A 23,258-nucleotide genomic window follows, 5' to 3' on the forward strand; every position below is an offset into this window, starting at 1 on the left:
GTCGAGGTGTTCCTGTGAGCGCCACCCGGCGCAGCGCCGATGGGTTTGCCCTGCAAGTAATGATTGGGTTGTGCCTGATCTGGGGTATTCAGCAGGTGATGATCAAGTGGGCGGCGCCAGACATCGCGCCGGTCATGCAGGCCGCCGGGCGTTCGGGTATTTCCGCGTTGCTCGTAGGATTGTTGATCTGCTGGAAGGGTGGCTGGGATCAAGTGGGCAACACCTGGCGCGGTGGACTACTGGCTGGCGCGCTTTTTGGCCTGGAGTTCTTCTTCATTTCCGAAGGCTTGCAACTGACCACGGCCGCGCACATGTCAGTGTTCCTTTACACAGCGCCGATCTTCACCGCATTGGGCGTTCATTGGTTGTTGCCGAGTGAGCGTTTAAGGCCGGTCCAGTGGCTGGGAATTTTCCTCGCCTTCGTCGGGATCGCCATTGCGTTTGCCGGTGGGGTGTCGTGGGACAACCTCGACCACCGTATGTTGATGGGCGATGCGCTGGGCGTACTGGCCGGCGCGTCCTGGGGTGCGACCACCGTGGTGGTGCGCGCTTCGCGCCTGTCGGAAGCGCCGGTGACCCTGACGCTGTTCTATCAATTGATTGTCGGTTTCGTAGGCCTGTTGCTGATCGCGATCCTCAGCGGCCAGGTCACCCATGTCAGCCTGACCACCGTGGCGGTGGCCAGTGTGTTGTTTCAGGGATTGGTGGTGTCGTTCTTCAGTTACCTGACCTGGTTCTGGCTGTTGCGTCGTTACCTGGCGGCGAACCTGGCCGTGTTTTCGTTCATGACGCCGCTGTTCGGTGTCACGTTCGGTGTGGTGCTGCTGGGCGAAGCGCTGAGCTTCAACTTTGTCATCGGTGCGGTGCTGGTGCTGCTGGGTATCACGTTTGTCAGCGCTGAGCAGTGGGTGCGCCGTCGCTTGCGCAAAGCCCTCGGGCAGAGCTGACCGGACGCAACAACAGACCTCCGGCGACAATCAAACCGCTGCCGGCGAACACCAGCGCTGGCTGCAATTCGCCACTGAAGTGGCTGCTCAATGCCGCCAGCAACGGCCCGCTAGCTGGCCCACGGCAAAGCACGCGGTCAAAAGCCCGGCGTTGCGCTGGGTGGCGTGGGGCGCCAGTTCCCTGGAGCGTTGCATCACCAGTTGCATACAGGCCAGGAACGGCGTGCCGCAGAGGATCACGCCCAATGCCAGGCCAGGACCGCTGCCCAACAGGCAGGCGAATACCCCGGCGGCTTGCAGCCACAACGTCGCGATCAGCCAATGACGGGTAGCGTTCGGGTTATGTCGACGCAAACTCACCAGCACCACGCCGGAAGCGGCCGCCAGGCCGAAGCACGGCCAGAACAGATCCGCCATCCATTGACCGTGAAACTGCGCGTTGGCCATTTGCGAGAGGAAAGTGGCCGGGATGATGTAGCCCAAACCGTACAAGGCGTAGATCACACCTAAACGGCCGATGCCTTGGTTACCTGGCGTAGTAACGGTCGGTGCTGCTACCACCGTGGCGGTCGGTTGCGGCAGGAACGGCAGAATGCCCAACAGCATCACCAGAGCGACGCCGGCATATATCAGCCACAAGGTTGCGGAGGTTTGCCCCAGCAGGTTCGATACCAACGCCAACAACCCCGTCAGAAAAATCCCCAGACCCGGTCCGGCAAATACCAGTGCGCCAAGCCGTGGACGACCGGCCGCCGCGGCCAGTGGCTGGCTCAACGCGGTGATCATCACCAACACCCAGGCGCTGGCCACGCCGGTGCCGAAACGCAGCACCAGATGCGACCAAAACCCATTGGCCCAGAAGGACGCCAGGGTCAGCAGCACACACAGCCACAAGCCACCCAGCAGACGTCGGCGGACTTGCTCGGGGCGGCGAGAGAACATCGCGTCCACCGCACCGACGAAGTAGCCGAGGTAGTTGGCCGCCGCAATCAGACCGGCGGCGGTCAGGTCGATCTGACCTTCGCTGAGCAGGTGCGGCAATTGCGGCGTCAGGGCGAAACGCCCGATGCCCATGGCCATCATCAGGGCGATGAAACTGGCGAGTAAGCGAATCAGAGGGGACATAGTCTGAATTCCAGCAGAGGATCAATGACCGTCAGGCTAGGACTGATTGACTTTCTTTTAAAATGAATAATAGTGAGTAACTTGTTCTGATTTGGAGAAAGGTGTGGAATTCAGCCAATTGCGGATTTTCCAGGCGGTTGCGGAGGAGGGTTCCATCACCCGCGCTGCCGAATGCCTGCACCGGGTGCCGTCGAACCTGTCGACCCGGCTTAAACAGCTGGAAGAGCAACTCGGTGTCGAACTTTTCCTGCGTGAACGTCAGCGTTTGCAGTTGTCGCCTGCGGGAAAAGTCCTGCTGGACTACACCACCAAGCTGTTCAATCTGCACGACGAAGCTCAAGCGGCGGTGCAGGGCGGGCAACCGGCCGGTGACTTCGTGCTCGGCACCATGTACAGCACGGCGGCGATTCATCTGCCGGGGTTGTTGGCGCGTTATCACCGCACTTACCCGGCGGTGAACCTGCAAGTGCAGACTGGCCCCAGTGGTGAATTGCTGGAAGGTCTGCTCACCGGGCGTCTCGATGCGGCGCTGGTGGACGGACCGCTGGAGCTGGCCGGTTTGGACGGCGTGCCGTTGTGCGACGAACGGCTGGTGCTGATCAGCGAGGCCGATCACCCGCCGATCCTCAGTGCGCTGGATGTGGAAGGGCGGTCGGTGTTCACCTTTCGGCAGGGTTGTTCCTACCGGATGCGCCTGGAAGCCTGGTTTGCCCATTACCATGCGGCCATGGGCCGGGCGATGGAGATCGAGTCTTATCCGGGGATGCTCGCCTGCGTGATCGCCGGCTCAGGCGTGGCGCTGATGTCGGAATCGATGCTTGCCAGCCTGCCGGGCCGCGAAAGCGTGGCGGTGCATCCGTTGGCCGAGCCGTTTGCCAGTGCCACCACGTGGCTGATGTGGCGCAAAGGCATGGTCGGGGCGAATTTGAACGCGTGGCTTGAGCAGCAACAATTGGCCTATCCGTCAGCGCCAAGCCAGGCTCGGGCGATGGCTTGAACTATCGGTCAGGTATTTTGATCAATTCAGTAACAGATCATTGCGACTTTGGGCGAGCATTGCGTAGGACTTCGGACTATTATCAGTGCGAAGTGGCTACAGAATTTTGGCCACTCGGCACTACCCTGAAGGGGGCACCATGAAAGAGAAAATCCAAAACTGGCTGCACGACTTGGGTGTCGCACTCGGTTTGATCGAACCGCCTCTGCAACCTGTGCCCATTCGCACTGACGACGAACAACGCCGACGCCAGCAGCGCCGCCGGTAACGCGTCAAGGCCTAAAAGATCGCAGCCTTCGGCAGCTCCTACAGGGAGTAGCGCCAATGCTGCGATTGCCCCTGTACCTGTAGGAGCTGCCGAAGGCTCGGGCCGCGTTCGGACGATCTTGGCGGTCTATAGGTCAATGCCTTCCGATCTCGATCAAAAACCGACTCAAGTCATTCGCCGTCCTGGCGGTCTTGAGCATCTGGTCTTCCTCCGCCGTAAACGCGGTCAAACCCAGTTCATCTTCCAGACGGAAGATCAGCTCTTCGACATCTTCTTTATCCAATCCCAATTGCGCCAGGCTGGCGTTGTCGTCGAAGTCATGCTGACCCTCCAGCAGGCGGCTGATGAAACGATGCACGACGGCACGAACGGCAGCTCTTTTCATGGGCATTCTTCGAGGGCGTTATTGTTTGTTGTCCCTGCGCTTGAGTACAGCAGGCTTCAGGCGTGTGAGCGCTGCCACTCGTCAATCATCGTGTGCAAATGCTCCCCGGAAAAACTCCCGAAATGCCCACCATGCACCGTGCGGATAGGCAACTCGCGCAAACGCTGCAGGCTGCGGGCGTAGTCGTCGAGGTTGGAGTGGTAGGCGTCTTCGATCAGCGGCCCGTCGTAGATGATGTCGCCGCTGAACAGGGTCTCGGTCGCCGCTTCGTACAGGCTGATGCCGCCCGGTGAATGCCCCGGCGTGTGCAGCACTTGCAGCGTGCGGTTACCCAGATCCAGCACGTCGCCTTCTTCAATCAACCCGGTGGCAGGGGCCGCTTTGACCCGATACTCGGCATAGCACAACGGGCAGTCAGGGTGAGCCTCGAACATCTCGTCACCGACAAACGCCTTGCTCAGTGTGTTTTCGCCGTCCGGCGACGCGAGAATCTGCGCTTCGGCTGGATGTACCAAGCGTTCGGGAAATTCGTGATGGCCGGCGATGTGGTCGAAATGGCAATGACTGGCCACCGCCACCAGCGGCCGCTCGGTGATCCACGGCAGTTGTTCGCGCAGGCTCACTAGCCCGGAACCGCTGTCCAACAGCAAGTCTTTTTCGCGGCCCTGAATGTGCCAGAGGTTGCAGCGATAGAAGGGCCGGATGTAAGGCTCGTGAATCAGCCGAATGCCATCACTGAGCTGCTTGACCTCGAACCACTGATCGCGAGAAACAATCTTCATCAAAGGTTTTCTCCAGACGAAAAAAAACGGGTGTGGCAACCGACGCCACACCCGTCGAAGAAAGCATCAAGTCGTTATGTTCAGCTTAGGCGGCGCTGGCCACCACTGCAGGGCGACGGGACAGCAAGCTGACCACGACGAAACTCACCAGACCCACGCCGAGGCTGTAGTAGATCGGGGTGTTGGCGTCCATACCGTCCTTGATCATGAACACCAGCGCGGTGGCAAAGCCCAAGCCCATGCTGGCGATGGCGCCGGCGGTGGTTGCGCGTTTCCAGAAGATTGCACCGATCAGCGGGATCAGCATGCCGCCCACCAACAGGTTGTACGCCAGGGTCAGCGCGCTGATCACGTCGTTCACTACCAACGCAATGCCAAGTACCACAATGCCGGTCAGCAGGGTGAACAGGCGGTTGATGCCCAGGCTCGACTGTTTACCGCCGCGCAGTTTCGGCAGCAGGTCTTCGGTGAGGGTGGTGGCGGCGGCGAGCAGGCCGGCGCTTGCGGTGGACATCATGGCCGCCAGGGCAGCCGCAATCACCAGGCCACGGATACCGTCCGGCAGGGACAGTTTGACGATGGCGGCGAAGGCGTTGTTGACGTTGTCCAAGTCTGGGATCAGCACATGAGCGGCCATGCCGATCAGTGCGCAGGCCAGTCCGTAAAGGATGCAGTAGAAGCCTGCGAATGTACCGGCGACCTGGGCCACTTTGGCGCTCTTGACGGTGAACACACGCTGCCAGATGTCTTGGCCGATCAGGATCCCGAAGAAGTAGATCATGAAGTAGGTGATGATGGTGTCCCAGCCAATCGTGGTGAAGCTGAAGGCGGTTGCCGGCAGTTTCAACACCAACTCGTCCCAACCACCGACGCGGTACAGGCATATTGGCAACAGGATGAACATCAGGCCCACGGTCTTGATGACGAACTGGACGATGTCGGTCAGGGTCAGGGACCACATGCCGCCGATCGCCGAATAAATCACCACCACGCCACCGCCGACCAATACCGACAGCCAGAACGGCAGGTCGAACAGCACTTGCAGCACGGTGCCAATGGCCAGGATCGAGACCACGCCGATCATCAGCGCATACGCCAGCATGATCACCGCGCTCGCGGAGCGGGCCATCGGGTTGTAGCGTTTTTCCAGCACCTGGGTAACGGTGTAGATTTTCAGTTTCAGCAGCGGTTTGGCGAGGAACAGGTTCAGCGCCACGATCCCGCAACCCAGTGCGGCGCAGAGCCAGAAACCGGAGATGCCATGGACGTAGCCCAGGCGCACGGTGCCGACGGTAGATGCGCCGCCCAGAACGGTAGCGGCCATGGTGCCCATGTAAAGGCTCGGGCCGAGGTTACGACCGGCGACCAAAAAGTCTTCGTTGGTCTTGGCCTTGCGCATGCCGTAGTAGCCGAGTATCAGCATCGCGGCGGCGTAGATGAGTACGACGAATAAATCCAAAGCCATGATGGCGTGTCTCCGATTGTCTTTTTTATGGTGAGGCGAAAATCAATCTTTTGTGTAGGAGCGATGCTTGCTCGCGAAGGAAGCACCGCGGTCGGTCAGGTCGATCGCGTTATCGTTCTTCGCGGGCAAGCCTCGCTCCTACAGTTCAAGCTGGTTGGCTGATAGCCGGTTTAGCGAGCGAATCCGCGCTCTTGCTGCGTGCATCGTTTGGACCGAATACCGCTGCCGATTCCGGGAACAGACTCAGCAGCGCCAGGTACACCAGCGAGGCCAGGCCCAGGGTGACCGGCAGGCTGATGTCGATACCGCCAGCCAGATCGCCCAGTACACCGACAAACTGCCCCGGCAGGTTCACAAAGCACAAACCCACCAGTGCGCTCGGGATCCAGGCGCCCAGGCCACGCCAGTTCCAGCCATGCGTGAACCAGTAACGACCGCCTTTCTCGCCGCGGGTGAACACTTGCAGGTCATCCGGGCAGTAGAAGCCGCGACGCACCAGCAGACCGATGATCATGATCACCATCCACGGGGTGGTGCAGGTGATGATCAGTACGGCGAAGGTCGACACGCTCTGCACCAGGTTCGCAGCAAAGCGCCCGATGAAGATGAAAGCAATCGACATCACGCCGATCAGGAGCGTTGCCTTGACTCGCGACAGCACACGAGGGAACACGCTGGACATGTCCAGCCCGGTGCCATAGAGCGAGGTGGTGCCGGTGGACATGCCGCCGATCACGGCGATCAGGCACACCGGCAGGAAGAACCAGCTCGGCGAGACGGCCAGCAGGCCACCCACGTAGTTGTTGGCGGCGATGTAGTCCGGTGCCTTGATCGCCACGATGGTCGCGGTGCTCAGGCCGAACAGGAACGGGATGAAGGTGGCGATCTGCGAGATCACCACGGCGGCCATGATCCGGCGCTTGGAGGTGTCACGCGGAATGTAGCGCGACCAGTCACCGAGGAATGCCCCGAAGGAAATCGGGTTGCTCATCGCCACCAGCGCAGCGCCGATGAAGGCCGCCCAGAAACCCGGTTGACCCATGCTGACGGTGCCGGCGAAGTTCACATCGAAAGGGCCGGCGAAGGCGAAGATGCCCAGCAGGAACAACAGGCTGGCACTCCACACCGCGATCTTGTTGACCCACAGCAGGAAGCGGAAGCCGTAGATGCAAACGGTCAGCACCAGGATCGCGAACAGGCCGTAGGCCAGGCCCAGGGTCAGGTCGGTTTCCGGAAGACCGATCAGGCGTTTGGCGCCACCGATCAACGCATCACCCGAACTCCACACCGAGAGCGAGAAGAAGGCGATGGCGGTCAACAGCGACAGAAACGAACCGACGATCCGCCCGTGCACGCCAAAGTGCGCACCGGAAGACACGGCGTTGTTGGTGCCATTGATCGGGCCGAACAGGCCCATTGGCGCGAGGATCAGCGAGCCCAGCAGCACACCGAGCACAATCGCCCAGACGCCCGCCTGAAAAGACAGGCCGAACAGTACCGGGAAACTGCCGAGCACGGCGGTGGCAAAGGTGTTGGAACCACCGAAGATCATCCGGAACAAATCCGTCGGGCCTGCGGTGCGTTCGCTGTCCGGGATCTGTTCGACCCCGTAGGTTTCAATGTGCGTAAGACTTTGGTCTTTGTTGTTGTTATTCATGATCAGCTCCGATCATAAAGGCGCGCTCATCGTGTGTGAGCGTCACCTGTTTGGCTAAGGGGTTGGCAGCCCTTCCGGCATCGCGGACAAATGTTCGTGGCAGGCCAGCCATAGGCCTTGTTGTTCTAGGCCAGACGCTTGTTTCTTGAAAACAATCGTCTCGCGCTCCTGGCTGAAGTGTTGCTCCCCTTGCATGCGCAGCTCGGTGGCCACGTCATGGATGAAAATCGCCACGTCACCCTGCAGGCTGACGAAGGCGTTGCTCGAGGTGCACGAGAGCACCTCGAAGCCATCCTCCGAGCGCCAGGTGTCCCACAACGCCTGATAGGCATCGCGCGACAGCAGGGGCTGCTCGAGGGTGTAGAACACGAAGCTGGCGTCGGCGCTGAACGCGCCGAAGTAGGCTTCGCGATCATTACCGGCAAAGGCTGTCACCAGATCGGCGGCAGCTTTCAATACCTGATCACGTTCGTTCATGACCGATCCTCAGCGGTGGGCCACGCCAGGCAGTACGCAGAGCATTTCGTACAGCAAGTTGGCGGCCAGCAGCGAGGTGTTGCCGGTGGTGTCGTACGCGGGCGAGACTTCTACCAGATCGCAACCGATCAGGTCGAGGCCTTGGCAGCCGCGAATGATCTCAATCGCCTGAATGGTCGTCAGACCACCGATTTCCGGGGTGCCGGTACCGGGTGCCCAGGCTGGGTCGATGCCGTCGATATCGAAACTCAGGTACACCGGACCGCCGCCGACTTTCTCGCGAACTTCGGCCATCAGCGGTGCCAGGGATTTGTGCCAGCACTCTTCAGCCTGAACCACGCGGAAGCCCTGTTTACGGCTCCAGTTGAAGTCTTCAGAGGTGTAACCCTGAGCGCGCAGACCGATTTGCACCACGCGATCGCAGTCGATCAGGCCTTCTTCGGCAGCGCGACGGAAGGTGGTGCCGTGGGCGATTTTCTCGCCGAACATGTGATCGTTCACATCGGCGTGAGCATCGATGTGCACCAGACCGACCTTGCCGTGCTTCTTATGAATCGCACGCAGGATGGGCAGGGTGATGGTGTGGTCGCCGCCCAGGGTCAGCGGGATCACGTTGTGTTCGAGGATGGCATCGTAGGATTCTTCGATGATCCGTACGGCGTCCAGCAGGTTGAACGTGTTGATCGCCACGTCACCGATGTCAGCGACTGACAGCGAGTCGAACGGTGCAGCGCCGGTGGCCATGTTGTACGGGCGGATCATGACCGATTCAGCGCGGATTTCGCGAGGTCCGAAACGGGTGCCAGGGCGCAGAGACGTGCCAATGTCCAGCGGGACGCCAACGAAGGCAGCATCCAGACCGGCAGCGGTTGGCAAATGGGGAAGTCGCATCATGGTGGCGATGCCGCCGAAGCGCGGCATTTCATTGCCGCCCAGTGGTTGGTGAAGAATCTTGTCCACGGGTTCAGGCCTCATCTTTTTTATATTAAGAGCTGTATTAGGGGCCGATTCTGCGAAATGTAGTGGGCTGGAAGAATCGCTACGGGCAAATACTTAGTTCAGATTTTTCTAAACTAATGCCGATGACGGCGATAGACTTGATATCGATCGTTCCCACGCTCTGCGTGGGAATGCATCCCGTGACGCTCCGCGTCACACCCTCGAAGCGGACGCAGAGCGTCCGAGGCGGCATTCCCACGCAGAGCGTGGGAACGATCTACGGAGTGCCCCATGGCCAACGCATTACCCGACCTGAAACTGTTGCGCATCTTCGTCAGCGTGGTTCGCCATCAGGGGTTTGCCAGCGCCCAGCAAGAGCTCAACCTCTCGACCTCGGCCATCAGCACCTACATGAGCCAGCTCGAAGCTGCCCTCGGCCTGGTCCTCTGCCATCGCGGCCGCGGTGGTTTCAGCCTGACCAGCAAGGGCGAACTGTTCCATCAGGAAACCCTGCGCCTGCTCGGCGAACTCGAAGGTTTCGAACAATACGCCGCCGCCCTCAAAGGCGAACTGCGCGGCACCCTGAATCTGGGGGTGATCGATTCCACCGTCAGCGACAAGGCTTTGCCCTTCGCCGAAGCCATCGGCGCCTACAGTCAGGAACACCCGGCCGTGCATTTGCACCTGTCGGTCATGAGCCCTTACGAACTGCAACTCGGCGTGCAGGACAACCGCCTCGACCTGGCCATCGGCGCGTTCTCCACGCGCATGAGCGGTCTGGTGTACATGCCGCTGTACCGCGAACAACACTGGTTGTATTGCAGCAGTCGTCATCCGCTGTTCACCGAGCGGCGCATTCCCGAGCAGGTCATTACCCAGCAGCGCATGGTCGGCCGCGGTTACTGGAGCCAGGCCGAACTGGCCCGTCACGGCTTCAAACACAGCGCCGCGACCGTGGAAAGTATGGAAGCCCAGCTGATTCTGGTGCTGTCCGGTGCCTATATTGGCTACCTGCCGGAGCACTACGCCCAGGCGTGGGCGGATAAGGGCGATTTGCGGGTGCTGCTGCCGGCGACCTTCGGTTATCAGGCGCCGTTCTCGATGATCGTGCGCCGTGGCCGCAGCCGCGAACCGCTGATCCAGACCTTTCGCGATTTGCTCAAAGCTCAGCTCAATCAGGCCGCTTAACGGAAAAAGAAGCAATGTCCAGAATCCAATGTCCACGCTGCCTACGTCCGCAAACCCATTGCCTGTGCCCGCTGATCCCGAGCCTCGACAGCCGCACTCGGGTGTTGCTGTTGCAGCATCCCAGTGAAGTGAACCATGCGCTGAACACCGCGCGGTTGGCGGCGTTGGGGTTGAGGAATGCCGAGTTGATTGTGGGCGAAGTGTTCGAGGATTTGCCGGCATTGTTGAACCGGCCGGGCTATCAGGCGCGACTGCTGTTTCCTGCCGATGATGCGCAGCCGTTGCAGACTTACACCGCCAATGATCAACCGTTATTGCTGGTCGTCCCGGACGGCACCTGGCGCAAGGCGCGCAAGATGCTGCACCTCAATCCGTTGTTGGCGGCGTTGCCGAGGGTGACGTTGGCGGAGGGCGGGGTGTCGAGGTATCGATTGCGCAAGGCACCGGGGCCGGGCGCGTTGTCGACGGTGGAAGCGATTGTTCAGGCGTTGCAAACACTTGAAGCACCGACCACTTTCGAACCATTGCTACGGCCGTTCGAAGCCTTGATCGAGGGGCAGATTGCGGCGATGGGGGAGGAGGTTTTTCAGCGTAATCACGGACAATGATCGTTCCCACGCTCCGCGTGGTAATGCCGCCCGGGACGCTCCGCGTCCCTTCCCGAATGTGACGCAGAGCGTCACTGGATGCATTCCCACGCGGAGCGTGGGAACGATCGGTGGTTAACGTTCGCGCATCGCCTCGGTCCGGGCTTTCAACACCGGTTTGAGCAAGTAATCCAACACACTTTTCTCCCCGGTAATGATGTCCACCGTCGCCACCATCCCCGGAATAATCAGCAACGGTTTCACATCCCCACCCAAATGGTTTTTATCCGTCCGAACCTGAATCAGATAAAAGCTGTTGCCCTTGTCATCCGTAATTGTGTCCGCCCCAATCAACTCCAGCTTCGCACTCAACCCCCCGTAAATCGTGTAGTCGTAAGCACTGAACTTGACCATCGCTTTCTGCCCCGGATGCAGGAACGCGACGTCCTGTGGCCGGACCTTGGCTTCGATCAGCAAATTGTCTTCCAGTGGCACGATTTCCACCATGTCGCTGCCCGGCTGAACCACGCCGCCGATGGTGTTGACCTTCAGTACTTTGATAATCCCGTGAACCGGCGACACCACGGTGGTGCGGGTCACTCGGTCATCGATAGCAATGCTCGATGCCGTGATTTTCGACAGGTCGGTGCGTTTTTCATTCAGCTCTTTCGCGGCATCGGAGCGGAAGGATTGTTCGGACTCATCAATCTTGCTTTTGATCTCGTTTATCGCCGATTCCGCACGGGGAATCGCCAGCGTCGTGGCGTTCAATGAGCCGCGAATCTCCACTGCACTGCGTTTGAGTCGCAAAATTTCCACCGGCGAAACGGCCCCGCTGCCCACCAGCGGCGCGGACATGTTCATCTCTTGTTGCAGCAATGCCAGGCTTGAACTGTATTGGCCCTGTTTGGAGCGGAACTCCGCCAACTCCTGGGTTTTCTGCCGAAGTTGCTCACTCAGCGTGCGTTGTTCGCTGGCCAATCGACGCTGCCGTTGTTCGTACAGCGAGCGCTCGTCTTCGGCCACTTGCGGCGCCTTGGCGATCACTTCGGGGGACAGCTTGAACGGCCGGCCTTCAGCCTCGGCCGACAGCCGTTCGACTTGCGCGGTCAGCGCATAACGATCCGCCTCGCTTTCGCCCTTATTCGACAGGAATCGCGTGTCATCGAGGCGCAGCAAGGTGTCGCCCTTGTTCACCATTTGCCCTTCGCGAACGAAGATCTCAGTGACGATGCCGCCCTCCAGGTTCTGGATCACTTGGACTTTGCTCGACGGAATCGCCTTGCCTTCGCCCATGGTCACTTCCTGCAGCACCGCAAACTTGGCCCAGACCACCGCCGTGATAATCAGCGCTGCCGCCAGCCACACGGTGATGCGCGACCAGCGTGGAGAATCCTGCAACGAGGCACCGGCGGTTTCCGGCATGAATTCGCTTTCGGCGCTTTTGCTGAAACTGCCGAAGTAACCCCGGTCTTGTGATTTGTCCGACGATGAACGGGCCATGGGTCGCTCCTAGACAGCCGCAGAGCCGACACGGCCCTTGCGCAGTGCATCGATGACCGCTTCTTTCGGACCGTCGGCGACGATCCGCCCGTTGTCCAGCACCAGCAGCCGATCCACCAGGCTGAGCATCGAGGTGCGGTGGGTCACCAGCAGCAGGGTTTTGCCCTGGACCCAGCCGTGGAGTTTTTGCCGCAGGACATCTTCGCTGCTGTTGTCCATGGCACTGGTGGGTTCGTCGAGCAACATGATCGGCGGATCCAGCAACAGCGCGCGGGCCAGCAATACCGCCTGACGTTGCCCGCCGGAGAGCAGTTGTCCGCGTTCACCCACTGGCCGGTCGAAGCCTTGCGGATGCTGACGCGCCAGCTCGGTGACGCCGGTCAGCTCGGCGACTTCGAGCATCCGTGAGTCGCTGATGTAGCGGGCGCCGAGGGTCAGGTTGTCGCGCAGGCTGCCGGCCAACAGCGGCAGGTCATGGGCGACGTAACCGATCTGCTGGCGCAGGTCGGCGACGTCCAGTTGCCGCAAGTCCAGGCCATCGAGCAGCAACTGGCCTTCTTCCGGTGCGTAGAAACCCATCACCAGCCGCGCCAACGTGCTTTTGCCCGAGCCGCTGCGACCGATGATGCCGATCCGCTCGCCGGGTTTCACGCTGAAGCTGATGTTGGCCAGGGCGGCAGCGTTCTGGCCGTTGTAGTGGAACGTCACGCTGCTGACGTCCAGCGCACCTTGCAGTTGTGTGCGCTCCAGCGGTCGTTGTTTGGCGTCGCGTTCCTGCGGCAAGGACATCAGCGCATCGGTGCTTTTCATGGTCAGCTGCGCTTGCTGATAGCGAGTGATCAAACCGGCAATCTGCCCCAGCGGCGCGAGCACCCGGCTGCCGAGCATGTAGGTCGCCACCAGCGCGCCGACGCTGAGGTTGCCGGCAATGATGCTGTAGACCCCGGCGATGATGGTCGCCATGCCGGAGAATTGCTGGATGAACAGCGTGCCGTTGGTGGCCAGCGCCGAGAGGTTGCGCGCATGGCTGTCGAGGCGGGTGAGGGCGCCGTGGGTGCTTTCCCATTTGTGCTGGCGTTCGCTTTCGGCGCTGCAGGCCTTGAGGGTTTCCAGGCCGCCGAGGGTTTCAATCAGCAGCGCCTGGCGTTCGGCACCCAGGGTCAGGCTTTTCTGCACGGTGTCGCGCAGACGCACCTGAATCACCATCGCGAAGAGGATCGTGATCGGAAACGCCAGCAGCGGAATCACCACCAGCCAGCCGCCGAGCAGGCCGATCACCACCAGCATCAACACGGCAAAGGGCAGGTCGATCAGGCTGGTCAGCGTCACCGCGGTGAGGAATTCGCGCAGGCCCTGGAAGTCATGGATGCTCTGGGCGAAGCCGCCAATGGTCGCCGGGCGCGCTTTCATCGCCATGCCGGTGATGCGCTCGAACAACGTTGCGGAAAGGATCACATCGGTTTTCTTCCCGGCTGAGTCCAGCAAGTGCGCGCGAACCACTCGCAGCGCCAGTTCGAAACCGGTGCCGATCAGCAAGCCGATGGACAGCACCCACAAGGTCGACGTGGCCTGGTTCGGCACCACCCGGTCATAGGTCTGCATCACGAACAGCGGCACCATCAACCCCAGCAGGTTGATCAAAAAACTCGCCAGAATCGCGTCGCTGTACAACCACTTCGACAGCTTCAAGGTGTCGCGAAACCACGCCTCCACGCGTGGCACCAGCGGTGAGCGCAAGTCTTCGAGTTCATGCCGTGGCCGCGCGAACAAGGCCTGGCCGCTGTAATTCTCGGCCAGCTCGGCCGTGCTGACCCATTGTTCACCGCCGTCGGCTTCGCTGGGCAGAATCAGCAACTGACCGTCATCGCCGAAGCGTCGCAGAATGGCGGTGCGGCCGTTGTTGAGGATCAGCATCACAGGCAGGTTGAGGGCGGAAATATCCGCCAGTTCACGACGCAGCAATCGCGCCTGCAAACTGGCCCGGGCCGCTGCGCGAGGCAGCAGGTCCAGGCTCAAGCGTTGCTTGTGCAGGGGGAGGCCGGCACTCAGGCTGGCGCGACTGACCGTCGCGCCGTGGAGTTTGCAGAGGATCAACAGACCGTCCAGAAGCGGGTCATCGAAGCTCAGGCGCGGATCGACACCGATATTGCCGGATTCCATGCTGGTCACATTGATCGCTCCCAGTGAGCTATTTCAGTTCAGGCAAACGGGCTTCGTTTTTCACTTCGGTCGATGCGATGGCATCGGCGGGCAACACCACCCGTTGTTTGCTCAGCAACTGACCCATGTTCGCCAGCACGCGGTACATCGAGTACTCCTCGGTGTAGCGCACTTCGGTGTAGCGGCGGTTGGCGTTGTAGAGCTCGTTTTCACTGTCCAGCAAGTCGAGCAGGGTGCGTTGGCCGAGGCCGAACTGGTCCTGATACGCCACGCGCACGCGTCGGCTGGTATCCGCGTATTCGCGGGCGGTCGGGGTTTGTTTCTTGGCATTGACCATGGCGTTCCAGGCCAGGTGAATGTTCTCGTTGAGCTGGCGCAGGGCATTGTTGCGGATGTCCATCGCCTGGTTGATCTGGTGTGCATCGGAGGCCAGGCGAGCCTTGTCGCTGCCACCGCGGAACAGGTTGTAGTTCATCACCACGCCGACCCGCCATTCGTTGTCGTGGCCTTCATCGCCCTGCACGTTGTTGTTTGCACCCACGGCGGCTTCGGCGTCGAAACGAGGGTAGAACGGCGACTTGGCCACTTCGTACTGGCTCTCGGCCGATTGCACATCGGCTTGGGCAGATTTCAGGTACGGGTTGTTTTCCACCATGCTTTGCTGGGCTTCCTGCAGGGTGGCGGGCAATTCACCGCGGGTCGAGGGCGGTGCTTCGAGTTCATCGGGCAGGCGCCCCACGACGGCGTAGAAGTTCGACTCGGCATCCGCCAGATCGACTTCAGCGGTATCGAGGTTGTTTTGCGCCAGTGCCCGACGAGCGACGGACTGGTCGGAGTCGGCGGTGCTGCCGATACCGCGCTGGGTGCGCAGGCCGATCTGATCATTGACCCGCAGGTGAGCTTGCAGGTTGTTCGTGGCCAGGGTCACCAGTTCGCGGCGCTTGAGCACTTCGAGGTAGACCTCAATGGTGCGCAGGGCCAGATCCTGAGCGGTGCCCTGAGCGTAATAGGCCCGGGAATTGACCACGCCTTTGGTGCGCTGGACTTCGTTGGAGGTGTTGAAACCATCGAACAGCATCTGCCGCAGGCGCAATTCCGATTGGGTGTAGGTCAGGATTTCGGTGTGGTGATTGCCGAATGCCCGCGTGTTGGTGTTATCGCTGTACCCGCGCCCGTAGGCGGCATTCAGATCAACCGATGGATAAAAGCCCCCTTTGGCGACTTTTACCAGCTCATCGGCTGAAAGGCGGCTGTCCACGCGCGACGCTAGCTCCGGGTGGGTCGCGATGGTGCTCTGGATCGCCTCCGTCAATGACATGGCTTGAGCCTGAGAAGTGCAGGCCATCGCCAGCAGAATTGCGCTGCATAGGGGGGTTAATACGCGCATGGGTGCCTCTCCCTGATTCCTGATGGTGCTTATTAGTCGCCAATTATTTGACGGCATTTATAGGTGAAACCGTTTCACTCTTGTAACAACAGAGCTAAGAACATTCTAGGAAGAACCTAAGAAGTATTTCTCATAAGACTTATGCCAAAAAAAACTTATGTGCTCCGCAAAATCCAGCACATTGTTCACTCCGAAAGCCCTTGATTTATGAGCGTTAGGGAGCTCCTCAGGGCTTGAGGAAAGTTCCAATTCACATATCGACATAGGGCGGGGAAGTGCTGGAGGGGAGGGAAGCGAACGGTTTTGAAGTGACGGTTTTTTGTCGCTCTAGTGGATCAAAACTGTTACGCATCGCTCAAAGGGCAATTTGTTGCGCACGTGGATCCCGATGCCGTTGATTGCATAGGGTTTTATCCCGCAGCAGACACGTCGCCCGCGAGCGGCATGCTTGGCGAGAACGGCGCCAGGGCAGCGGCTTACTTTAGGTAACTGCTGCCAGCAGGCGATTGCGCCAGGCAACCCGTTGGAGCCATGAGCACGTTCTTCGCAAAAACAGGATGCCGACAGCGGTTGGCAGCGGAGGAAGTGCACATGGCTACGCTCATCGGTATCGTCAGTAAGGTCATTGGTCAGGTGTTCGCGGTCGCGAGCGATGGCACCCGACGTGCGCTGGTCGAGGGGGATCGATTATTCGCTGGCGATCAGCTCGTTACCGGGGCCGAAGGTGCGGTGGCGGTGCATCTGCAAAATGGCCAGGAACTGACCGTCGGGCGTGAGAGCAGCCTGCAAATGACTTCCCAGTTACTTGCCGATCAGGCGCCCCATGTGGACACCGCTGAAGCGGTGACGCCGACTCAAGCGCAACTGACCGATGTCGAACAACTGCAAAAAGCGATCGCTGCCGGCGACGACCCGACCCAGACCGCTGACGCCACGGCGGCCGGACCTGATTCGACTGGCGCACCCGGTGGTGCACTGGGCGGCGGCCACACGTTCGTCATGCTCGAAGAGGTGGGGGGGCGGGTCGAACCGACCATTGGTTTTCCTACCGCAGGCTTCAACGGCATTCCCGAATTCCCCCTCGAACGTCTGGCCGGAGACCCGAACAACGGCGACAACGGTGCAGGCGGCGCAGGTGATGCAGGTGATGCAGGTGATGCAGGTGATGCAGGTGATGCAGGCGGTGCTGGTGGGACAGGCGGGACAGGCGTTGTTCCTGTGGCACCGGTTGTTCCTGATACGCCGAACAACCCGGTCACCCTCACCGGCCTGTCGGCGGCGGGGGGCGAACTGGGCCTCAATGAGGCCAACCTGGCCGACGGTTCAGCGCCCAACCCTGGAGCACTGACGCAGACCGGCACGTTCAGCGTGTCTGCCCCCGACGGGCTGACCAGCCTGAGCATGGGCGGGATCAACGTGATCAGCGGTGGTGTGGCCGCAGGCTTCCCGCAGTCGATCACCACCCCGTTGGGCAACACCCTGACCGTCACCGGCTACAACCCGGCCACGGGCGTTGTGAGTTACAGCTACACCCTCAACGACAATGAAACCCATCCGGTCGGTGACGGTGCAAACAACCTCAGCGAACACTTCACCGTGGTGGCCGGCGACAGCAATGGCGATACCGCCACCGGTTCCCTGGACGTCAATATCACCGACGACGTACCCAAGGCGGTCGATGACAGCAACGCCGGCACCGCTTCGGAAACCCTGGTGACCCTGACCGGTAGCGTGCTGCCCAACGACACTCAGGGCGCTGACCGCATTCCCGTCGGGCCCGACAGCGGGCCGGTGGTTGGCGGCACCTTCACCGGTACATACGGCACCCTCGTACTCAATCCCAACGGGACTTACACCTACACCCTCAACACCAGCGATGCCGACTTCAAAGCCTTGCACGCGGGTGGCAACGGGACGGAAAACTTCGTCTACACCCTCACCGACTCGGACGGCGACACCAGCACCGCGACCCTGGTACTGAACATCCACAACAACAATGACCCGGTCACGATTGGCGGCCTCAACGTCGAAGGCGGCGAGCTGACGGTCTACGAGAAAAACCTCACCTACGGCTCCAGCCCCGACGCCCCGGCGCTGACCCAGAGCGGCACCTTCACCGTCAGCGCGCCGGATGGCTTGCAAACCCTGACCGTGGGCGGCGTCGCGGTGGTCAGCGGTGGCGTGGCGGCAGGTTTCCCGCTATCGGCCGACACCGGCACGGGCGCCACTTTCACCATCACCGGTTACAACCCGGCGACGGGCGTGGTGAGCTACAGCTACACCCTGAATGACAGCGACACCCACCCCAACGCCGACGGCGCCAACAGCATCACCGAGAACTTTAACGTTGTCGCCACCGATACGGATGGCAGCACCGCGACCGGACAGATCAACGTCAACATCGTCGATGACCTGCCGACCGCCCATGCCGACGCGACCTCGGTCGCCGAAGGCGGCATCGTCAGTGGCAATGTGCTGTGGAACGACGTCGGCGGCGCCGATGGTCCTGCGGCAGGTGGCGGTGTGGTCGGCGTGCGCTTCGGTTCAGACACTTCGACCCCGGTCAGCGGCGGCCTGAACAGCCAGATCAATGGCACCTACGGTTACCTGACGCTGGACGCGGCGGGCAACGCGGTCTACCACAGCAACCCGAACGCCGTGAACGGCCCGGGTGCTAGCGACACGTTCACCTACACCTTGCGCGATGCCGACGGTGACGAAAGCACCACCACCATCACCATCGACGTCAACAACAGCAGCATCAAAGCGGTCAGCGACAACGACGTGACCGTCTACGAAAAAGCCCTCGACCTGAACAAGGATGGCCAGGATCTGGCGCCCGGCACCGTTACCGGGAGCCTGCCGGGCAACGCGGGCGAAACCGCCAGTGGCACCCTGGTCGGTGCCGTCACCGGCGCCAGCGGCGCGATCACTTACACGCTGGTCGGCAGCGCCACTGGCACCTACGGCCAAATCCTGCTCAACCCAAACGGCAGCTACACCTACACGCTGACCTCACCGGCCAGCACCACGCCGCATGCGAACGACGGTGCCAACACCCTCAGCGAAAGTTTCACCTACAAAGCCACCGACGCCTTGGGCAACAGCACCACCAGCACCATCGTGGTCAAGATCGTCGATGACCTGCCGACGGCTCATGCCGACGAGACTTCGGTCGCCGAAGGCGGCATCGTCAGTGGCAACGTGCTGTGGAACGACGTCGGCGGCGCCGATGGCCCTGCCGCAGGGGGCGGTGTGGTCGGCGTGCGCGCCGGTTCCGACACCTCGACCCCGGTCATCGGCAGCCTGAACAGCCAGATCAATGGCACCTACGGTTACCTGACGCTGGACGCCAATGGCAACGCGGTCTACCACAGCAACCCGAACGCCGTGAATGGCCCCGGTGCGAGCGACACGTTCACCTACACCTTGCGCGATGCCGACGGTGACGAAAGCACCACCACCATCACCATCGACGTCAACAACAGCAGCATCAAAGCGGTCAGCGACAACGACGTGACCGTCTACGAAAAAGCCCTCGACCTGAACAAGGATGGCCAGGATCTGGCGCCCGGCACCGTTACCGGGAGCCTGCCGGGCAACGCGGGCGAAACCGCCAGTGGCACCCTGGTCGGTGCCGTCACCGGCGCCAGCGGCGCGATCACTTACACGCTGGTCGGCAGCGCCACTGGCACCTACGGCCAAATCCTGCTCAACCCAAACGGCAGCTACACCTACACGCTGACCTCACCGGCCAGCACCACGCCGAATGCGAACGACGGTGCCAACACCCTCAGCGAAAGTTTCACCTACAAAGCCACCGACGCCTTGGGCAACAGCACCACCAGCACCATCGTGGTCAAGATCGTCGATGACCTGCCGACGGCTCATGCCGACGAGACTTCGGTCGCCGAAGGCGGCATCGTCAGTGGCAACGTCCTGTGGAACGACGTCGGCGGCGCCGATGGTCTCGCCGCAGGGGCGGTGGTCGGCGTGCGTGCCGGCTCAGACACCTCAACCTCGGCCATCGGCGGCCTGAATAGCCAGATCAATGGCACCTACGGTTACCTGACGCTGGATGCCAACGGCAACGCTGAATACCACAGCAACGCGAACGCCGTGAACGGTCCCGGTGCGACCGACGTGTTCACCTACACCGTGCGAGATGCCGACGGTGACCAAAGCACCACCACCATCACCATCGACGTGATCAACAGCTGCATCAGAGCGGTCAGCGACCACGACGTGACCGTCTATGAAAAGGCGCTGGATCTGAGCAAGGACGGTCAGGACCTCGCGGCGGGGACCGTCACCGGCGGCCAGCCCGACAACACCGGCGAAACCGCCTCCGGTACGTTGGTTGGCTCGGTCACCGGCGCCAGCGGCGCAATCACTTACACGCTGGTCGGCAGCACCACTGGCAATTACGGCCAAATCCTGCTCAACCCCAACGGCACCTACACCTACACCCTGACCTCGCCGGCCAGCACCACGCCGCATGCGAACGATGGCACCAACACCCTGAGCGAAACCTTCACCTACCACGCCACCGATTCCCTGGGCAACGTCGTCACCAGCACCATCGTGGTCAACATCGTCGATGACCTGCCGACCGCTCATGCCGACGAGACTTCGGTCGCCGAAGGCGGCATCGTCAGCGGCAACGTGCTGTGGAACGACGTCGGCGGCGCCGATGGCCTCGCCGCAGGGGCGGTGGTCGGCGTGCGTGCCGGCTCAGACACCTCAACCTCGGCCATCGGCGGCCTGAATAGCCAGATCAATGGCACCTACGGTTACCTGACGCTGGACGCCAATGGCAACGCTGAATACCACAGCAACCCGAACGCCGTGAACGGCCCCGGTGCGACCGACGTGTTCACCTACACCGTGCGCGATGCCGACGGTGACCAAAGCACCACCACCATCACCATCGACGTGATCAACAGCGGCATCACAGCGATCAGCGACCACGACGTGACCGTCTACGAAAAAGCCCTCGACCTGAACAAGGACGGCCAGGACCTCGCCGCCGGCACCGTCACCGGCAGCCAGCCAGACCGCACGGTTGAAACCGCCAGTGGCACCCTGGTCGGTTCGGTCAGCGGCGCCAGCGGCGCGATCACTTATACGCTGGTCGGCAGCGCCACTGGCACCTACGGCCAAATCCTGCTCAATCCCGACGGCACCTACACCTACACGCTGACGTCGGCGCCAAGCACCACGCCGCACGCCGACGATGGCGCGAACACTCTCAGCGAAAGTTTCACTTACAAAGCCACCGACGCCCTGGGCCATTCCACCACCAGCACCATCGTGGTCAACATCGTCGATGACCTGCCGACCGCCAACCCCGACGTAGCCTCGGTAGCGGAGGGCGGCATCGTCAGTGGCAACGTGCTGGCGAACGACTTCGGCGATGCCGATGGGGGTGGGGTGGTCGGCGTGCGCGCCGGTTCAGACACCTCGACCTCGGCCATCGGCGGCCTGAACAGCCACATCAATGGCACCTACGGTTACCTGACGCTGGATGCGGCGGGCAACGCCGTGTATCACAGCAATCCGGACGCCGTGAACGGTCCCGGTGCGACCGACACGTTCACCTACACCTTGCGCGATGGCGACGGTGACGAAAGAACCACCACGATTACTATCGATGTCAGCGACAGCTGCATCAATGCGGTCAGCGACAGCGACTCGACGTTGACGGTCAACGTCATTCCGAACGCGCCACCGGTGGCGGTCGATGACCACGTCATCACCAACGTGCTGTCGGGCAGTGTCGTGGTACCGGGCGAGTTGTTGCTGGCCAACGACACCGACCCCAACGGCGATCCGCTCAGCGCATCGCCGACCACCTTCAACACCGGTTGGATTGCCAAAGGTGCGGACTTCATCGGCAGCGGGGCGATCAATTTCGCCGGCACCAGCAACTACAGCGCGGCTAACCAGGCATTGGCGAATGTGCGGAACGCCTTTGCCGGCAACGCCGCGACCATGACCGCGCTGCTGGTCGTCAGCGGTTATCTGGGCGCCGTCACCCCTGCCAATGCCAACGATGAGGACCGCATCACCGTCAACCTCAAACAGGGTGAAACCCTTAACCTGGATCACAACCTTGCGGCCGGTCACATCGCGATGGAGTACTCGGTCAACGGTGGCGCCTTCACTGCCATCGCCGACGGCCAGACCATCACCGCCGCGGCGGACGGCACGTACCAGATCCACATCACCAACATCGACAACGATGGCCCGGGTCACAGCGGGAAGGGGGCGGAAAACTACCAGCTGACCATGACCGTCAACTACGCCGGGGCCCACGATGTCACCCCGGACTACCACGGCACCTACACCGCCAGCGACAGCCATGGCGGCAGCGATAGCGCCGCCGTGACCATCACCTATCAGGACGGCCACACCCTCACCGGGACGGCGGGCGATGATGTACTGGTGGCGGGCGCCGGTAACAACGTTATCAATGCCGGCGACGGCAACGACGTGCTCACCGCAGGTTCCGGCAATAACGAGTTGCACGGCGGCGCCGGCAATGACGTGCTGTTCAGCGGCGCGGGCAACGACCTGCTCGACGGCGGCACCGGCGTCGACACGGCGAGCTATGCCCACGCCACGGCCGGCGTAACCGTCGATCTGAGCCTGCTCACCCCGCAGAACACCGTGGGCGCCGGGACCGACACCTTGGCAGCAATCGAAAACCTGACCGGCTCGAACTTCAACGACACCCTCACCGGCGACAACCACAACAACATCATCAACGGCGGCTTGGGTAACGACATGCTCAACGGCGGGGGCGGCGATGACTTCCTGATTGGCGGTCTGGGCAACAACACCCTCACCGGCGGCAGTGGCGCCGACACCTTCCAGTGGCTCAAAGGCAACAGCGGCCACGACGTGGTCACCGACTTCACGCCGGGCACCGACAAACTCGACCTGTCACAGTTGCTGCAAGGGGAAAACGGCACCACGGCGTCGCTGGATGACTACCTGCACTTCAAAGTCATCGGCAGTGGTGCATCGGTCATGACCAGCATCGACGTCAGCGCCATGGCCGGTGACGCGCCGAACCAGACCATCGACCTGGCGGGTGTGAACCTGGCCAGCCACTACGGCGTAACGCCGGGGGCGGGTGGGGTGATTGCCGGTGGACACGATACGGCGACCATCATCAACGGCATGCTCAATGATCATTCGCTGAAGGTAGATACCGTGTGACCTGAAACGACAAAACCCGTCATTCCTGTTGAAGGAATGGCGGGTTTTTTGTTGTCCGTAGCATCGCTATCGCGAGCAGGCTCGCTCCCACACTGATCGCATTCCCCCTGTGGGAGCGAGCCTGCTCGCGATGAACGATTACGCCGTTCATCTGATGAACCGCG

15 protein-coding genes and 1 pseudogene are annotated in these 23,258 nt (G+C 61.4%); 6 read left to right on the forward strand and 10 right to left on the reverse strand.

The genetic code is table 11. The features are described from left to right. The first annotated feature begins 14 nt into the window (after positions 1 to 14). Positions 15 to 947: a DMT family transporter gene (locus ACYZT5_RS32410; protein WP_462048920.1), complete on the forward strand. Its 933-nt coding sequence runs from the start codon at positions 15 to 17 to the stop codon at positions 945 to 947. Here the strand turns inward: ACYZT5_RS32410 and ACYZT5_RS32415 are convergent. Then, positions 892 to 2,072 (reverse strand): annotated as a pseudogene (locus ACYZT5_RS32415) (MFS transporter). The gene ACYZT5_RS32410 and the pseudogene ACYZT5_RS32415 sit on opposite strands and share 56 nt — an antisense overlap. Positions 2,073 to 2,175: 103 nt before the next feature. Here ACYZT5_RS32415 and ptrR point away from each other — a divergent pair. Together ptrR and ACYZT5_RS32425 are read left to right on the forward strand one after the other, a co-directional pair. Beyond that, on the forward strand, positions 2,176 to 3,069 hold the full coding sequence (gene ptrR, locus ACYZT5_RS32420) for a putrescine utilization regulator PtrR (protein ID WP_462048921.1): 894 nt from the start codon (positions 2,176 to 2,178) through the stop codon (positions 3,067 to 3,069). A 139-nt stretch (positions 3,070 to 3,208) separates the two neighbouring features. Continuing rightward, positions 3,209 to 3,337, forward strand: coding sequence for a PA1414 family protein (locus ACYZT5_RS32425; RefSeq protein ID WP_007914492.1), 129 nt, complete (start codon positions 3,209 to 3,211; stop codon positions 3,335 to 3,337). A 133-nt stretch (positions 3,338 to 3,470) separates the two neighbouring features. Here ACYZT5_RS32425 and ACYZT5_RS32430 read toward each other — a convergent pair whose 3' ends face one another. From ACYZT5_RS32430 to speB, 6 genes are all read right to left on the reverse strand, one after another. Beyond that, a complete protein-coding gene (locus ACYZT5_RS32430; RefSeq protein WP_462048922.1) occupies positions 3,471 to 3,722 on the reverse strand; it encodes an acyl carrier protein in 252 nt (83 codons plus the stop codon). 56 nt (positions 3,723 to 3,778) lie between these two features. Beyond that, the gene (locus tag ACYZT5_RS32435) at positions 3,779 to 4,504 is read right to left on the reverse strand and encodes an MBL fold metallo-hydrolase (protein WP_462048923.1); all 726 of its coding nucleotides are present in this window, start codon (positions 4,502 to 4,504) and stop codon (positions 3,779 to 3,781) included. Between the two features lie 85 nt (positions 4,505 to 4,589). Further along, positions 4,590 to 5,969 carry a sodium:solute symporter family protein gene (locus ACYZT5_RS32440; RefSeq protein ID WP_462048924.1) on the reverse strand — a complete coding sequence of 460 codons (1,380 nt, stop codon included), beginning with the start codon at positions 5,967 to 5,969 and terminating at the stop codon, positions 4,590 to 4,592. A 145-nt stretch (positions 5,970 to 6,114) separates the two neighbouring features. Beyond that, positions 6,115 to 7,626 (reverse strand): purine-cytosine permease family protein, encoded by a 1,512-nt coding sequence (locus ACYZT5_RS32445; protein ID WP_462048925.1) that lies wholly within the window; start codon positions 7,624 to 7,626, stop codon positions 6,115 to 6,117. A gap of 54 nt (positions 7,627 to 7,680) precedes the next feature. Further along, positions 7,681 to 8,103, reverse strand: a complete 423-nt coding sequence (locus ACYZT5_RS32450; RefSeq protein ID WP_462048926.1) for a YybH family protein — start codon at positions 8,101 to 8,103, stop codon at positions 7,681 to 7,683. 9 nt (positions 8,104 to 8,112) lie between these two features. Beyond that, a complete protein-coding gene (speB, locus tag ACYZT5_RS32455; protein WP_131062549.1) occupies positions 8,113 to 9,063 on the reverse strand; it encodes an agmatinase in 951 nt (316 codons plus the stop codon). A gap of 270 nt (positions 9,064 to 9,333) precedes the next feature. Here speB and ACYZT5_RS32460 point away from each other — a divergent pair, with 270 nt between their 5' ends. Beyond that, positions 9,334 to 10,230, forward strand: coding sequence for a LysR family transcriptional regulator (locus tag ACYZT5_RS32460; protein WP_201119066.1), 897 nt, complete (start codon positions 9,334 to 9,336; stop codon positions 10,228 to 10,230). Positions 10,231 to 10,244: 14 nt separating this feature from the next. Then, a complete protein-coding gene (locus tag ACYZT5_RS32465) occupies positions 10,245 to 10,838 on the forward strand; it encodes a tRNA-uridine aminocarboxypropyltransferase (RefSeq protein ID WP_462048927.1) in 594 nt (197 codons plus the stop codon). 114 nt (positions 10,839 to 10,952) lie between these two features. Here ACYZT5_RS32465 and ACYZT5_RS32470 read toward each other — a convergent pair whose 3' ends face one another. The 3 genes from ACYZT5_RS32470 to ACYZT5_RS32480 are packed head-to-tail and all read right to left on the reverse strand — an operon-like array spanning position 10,953 to position 15,867. Then, positions 10,953 to 12,320, reverse strand: a complete 1,368-nt coding sequence (locus ACYZT5_RS32470) for an HlyD family type I secretion periplasmic adaptor subunit (protein ID WP_462048928.1) — start codon at positions 12,318 to 12,320, stop codon at positions 10,953 to 10,955. A 9-nt stretch (positions 12,321 to 12,329) separates the two neighbouring features. Continuing rightward, complete coding sequence (locus tag ACYZT5_RS32475; protein WP_462048929.1) at positions 12,330 to 14,489, reverse strand: type I secretion system permease/ATPase; 2,160 nt, start codon at positions 14,487 to 14,489, stop codon at positions 12,330 to 12,332. 19 nt (positions 14,490 to 14,508) lie between these two features. After that, positions 14,509 to 15,867, reverse strand: a complete 1,359-nt coding sequence (locus ACYZT5_RS32480) for a TolC family outer membrane protein (RefSeq protein WP_462048930.1) — start codon at positions 15,865 to 15,867, stop codon at positions 14,509 to 14,511. A gap of 591 nt (positions 15,868 to 16,458) precedes the next feature. On the opposite strand from ACYZT5_RS32480, the gene ACYZT5_RS32485 reads away from it, so the two are divergent. Then, positions 16,459 to 23,094 carry a retention module-containing protein gene (locus tag ACYZT5_RS32485; RefSeq protein WP_462048931.1) on the forward strand — a complete coding sequence of 2,212 codons (6,636 nt, stop codon included), beginning with the start codon at positions 16,459 to 16,461 and terminating at the stop codon, positions 23,092 to 23,094. Positions 23,095 to 23,258: the final 164 nt, after the last annotated feature.

This window comes from Pseudomonas sp. LB3P14 (assembly GCF_054898045.1).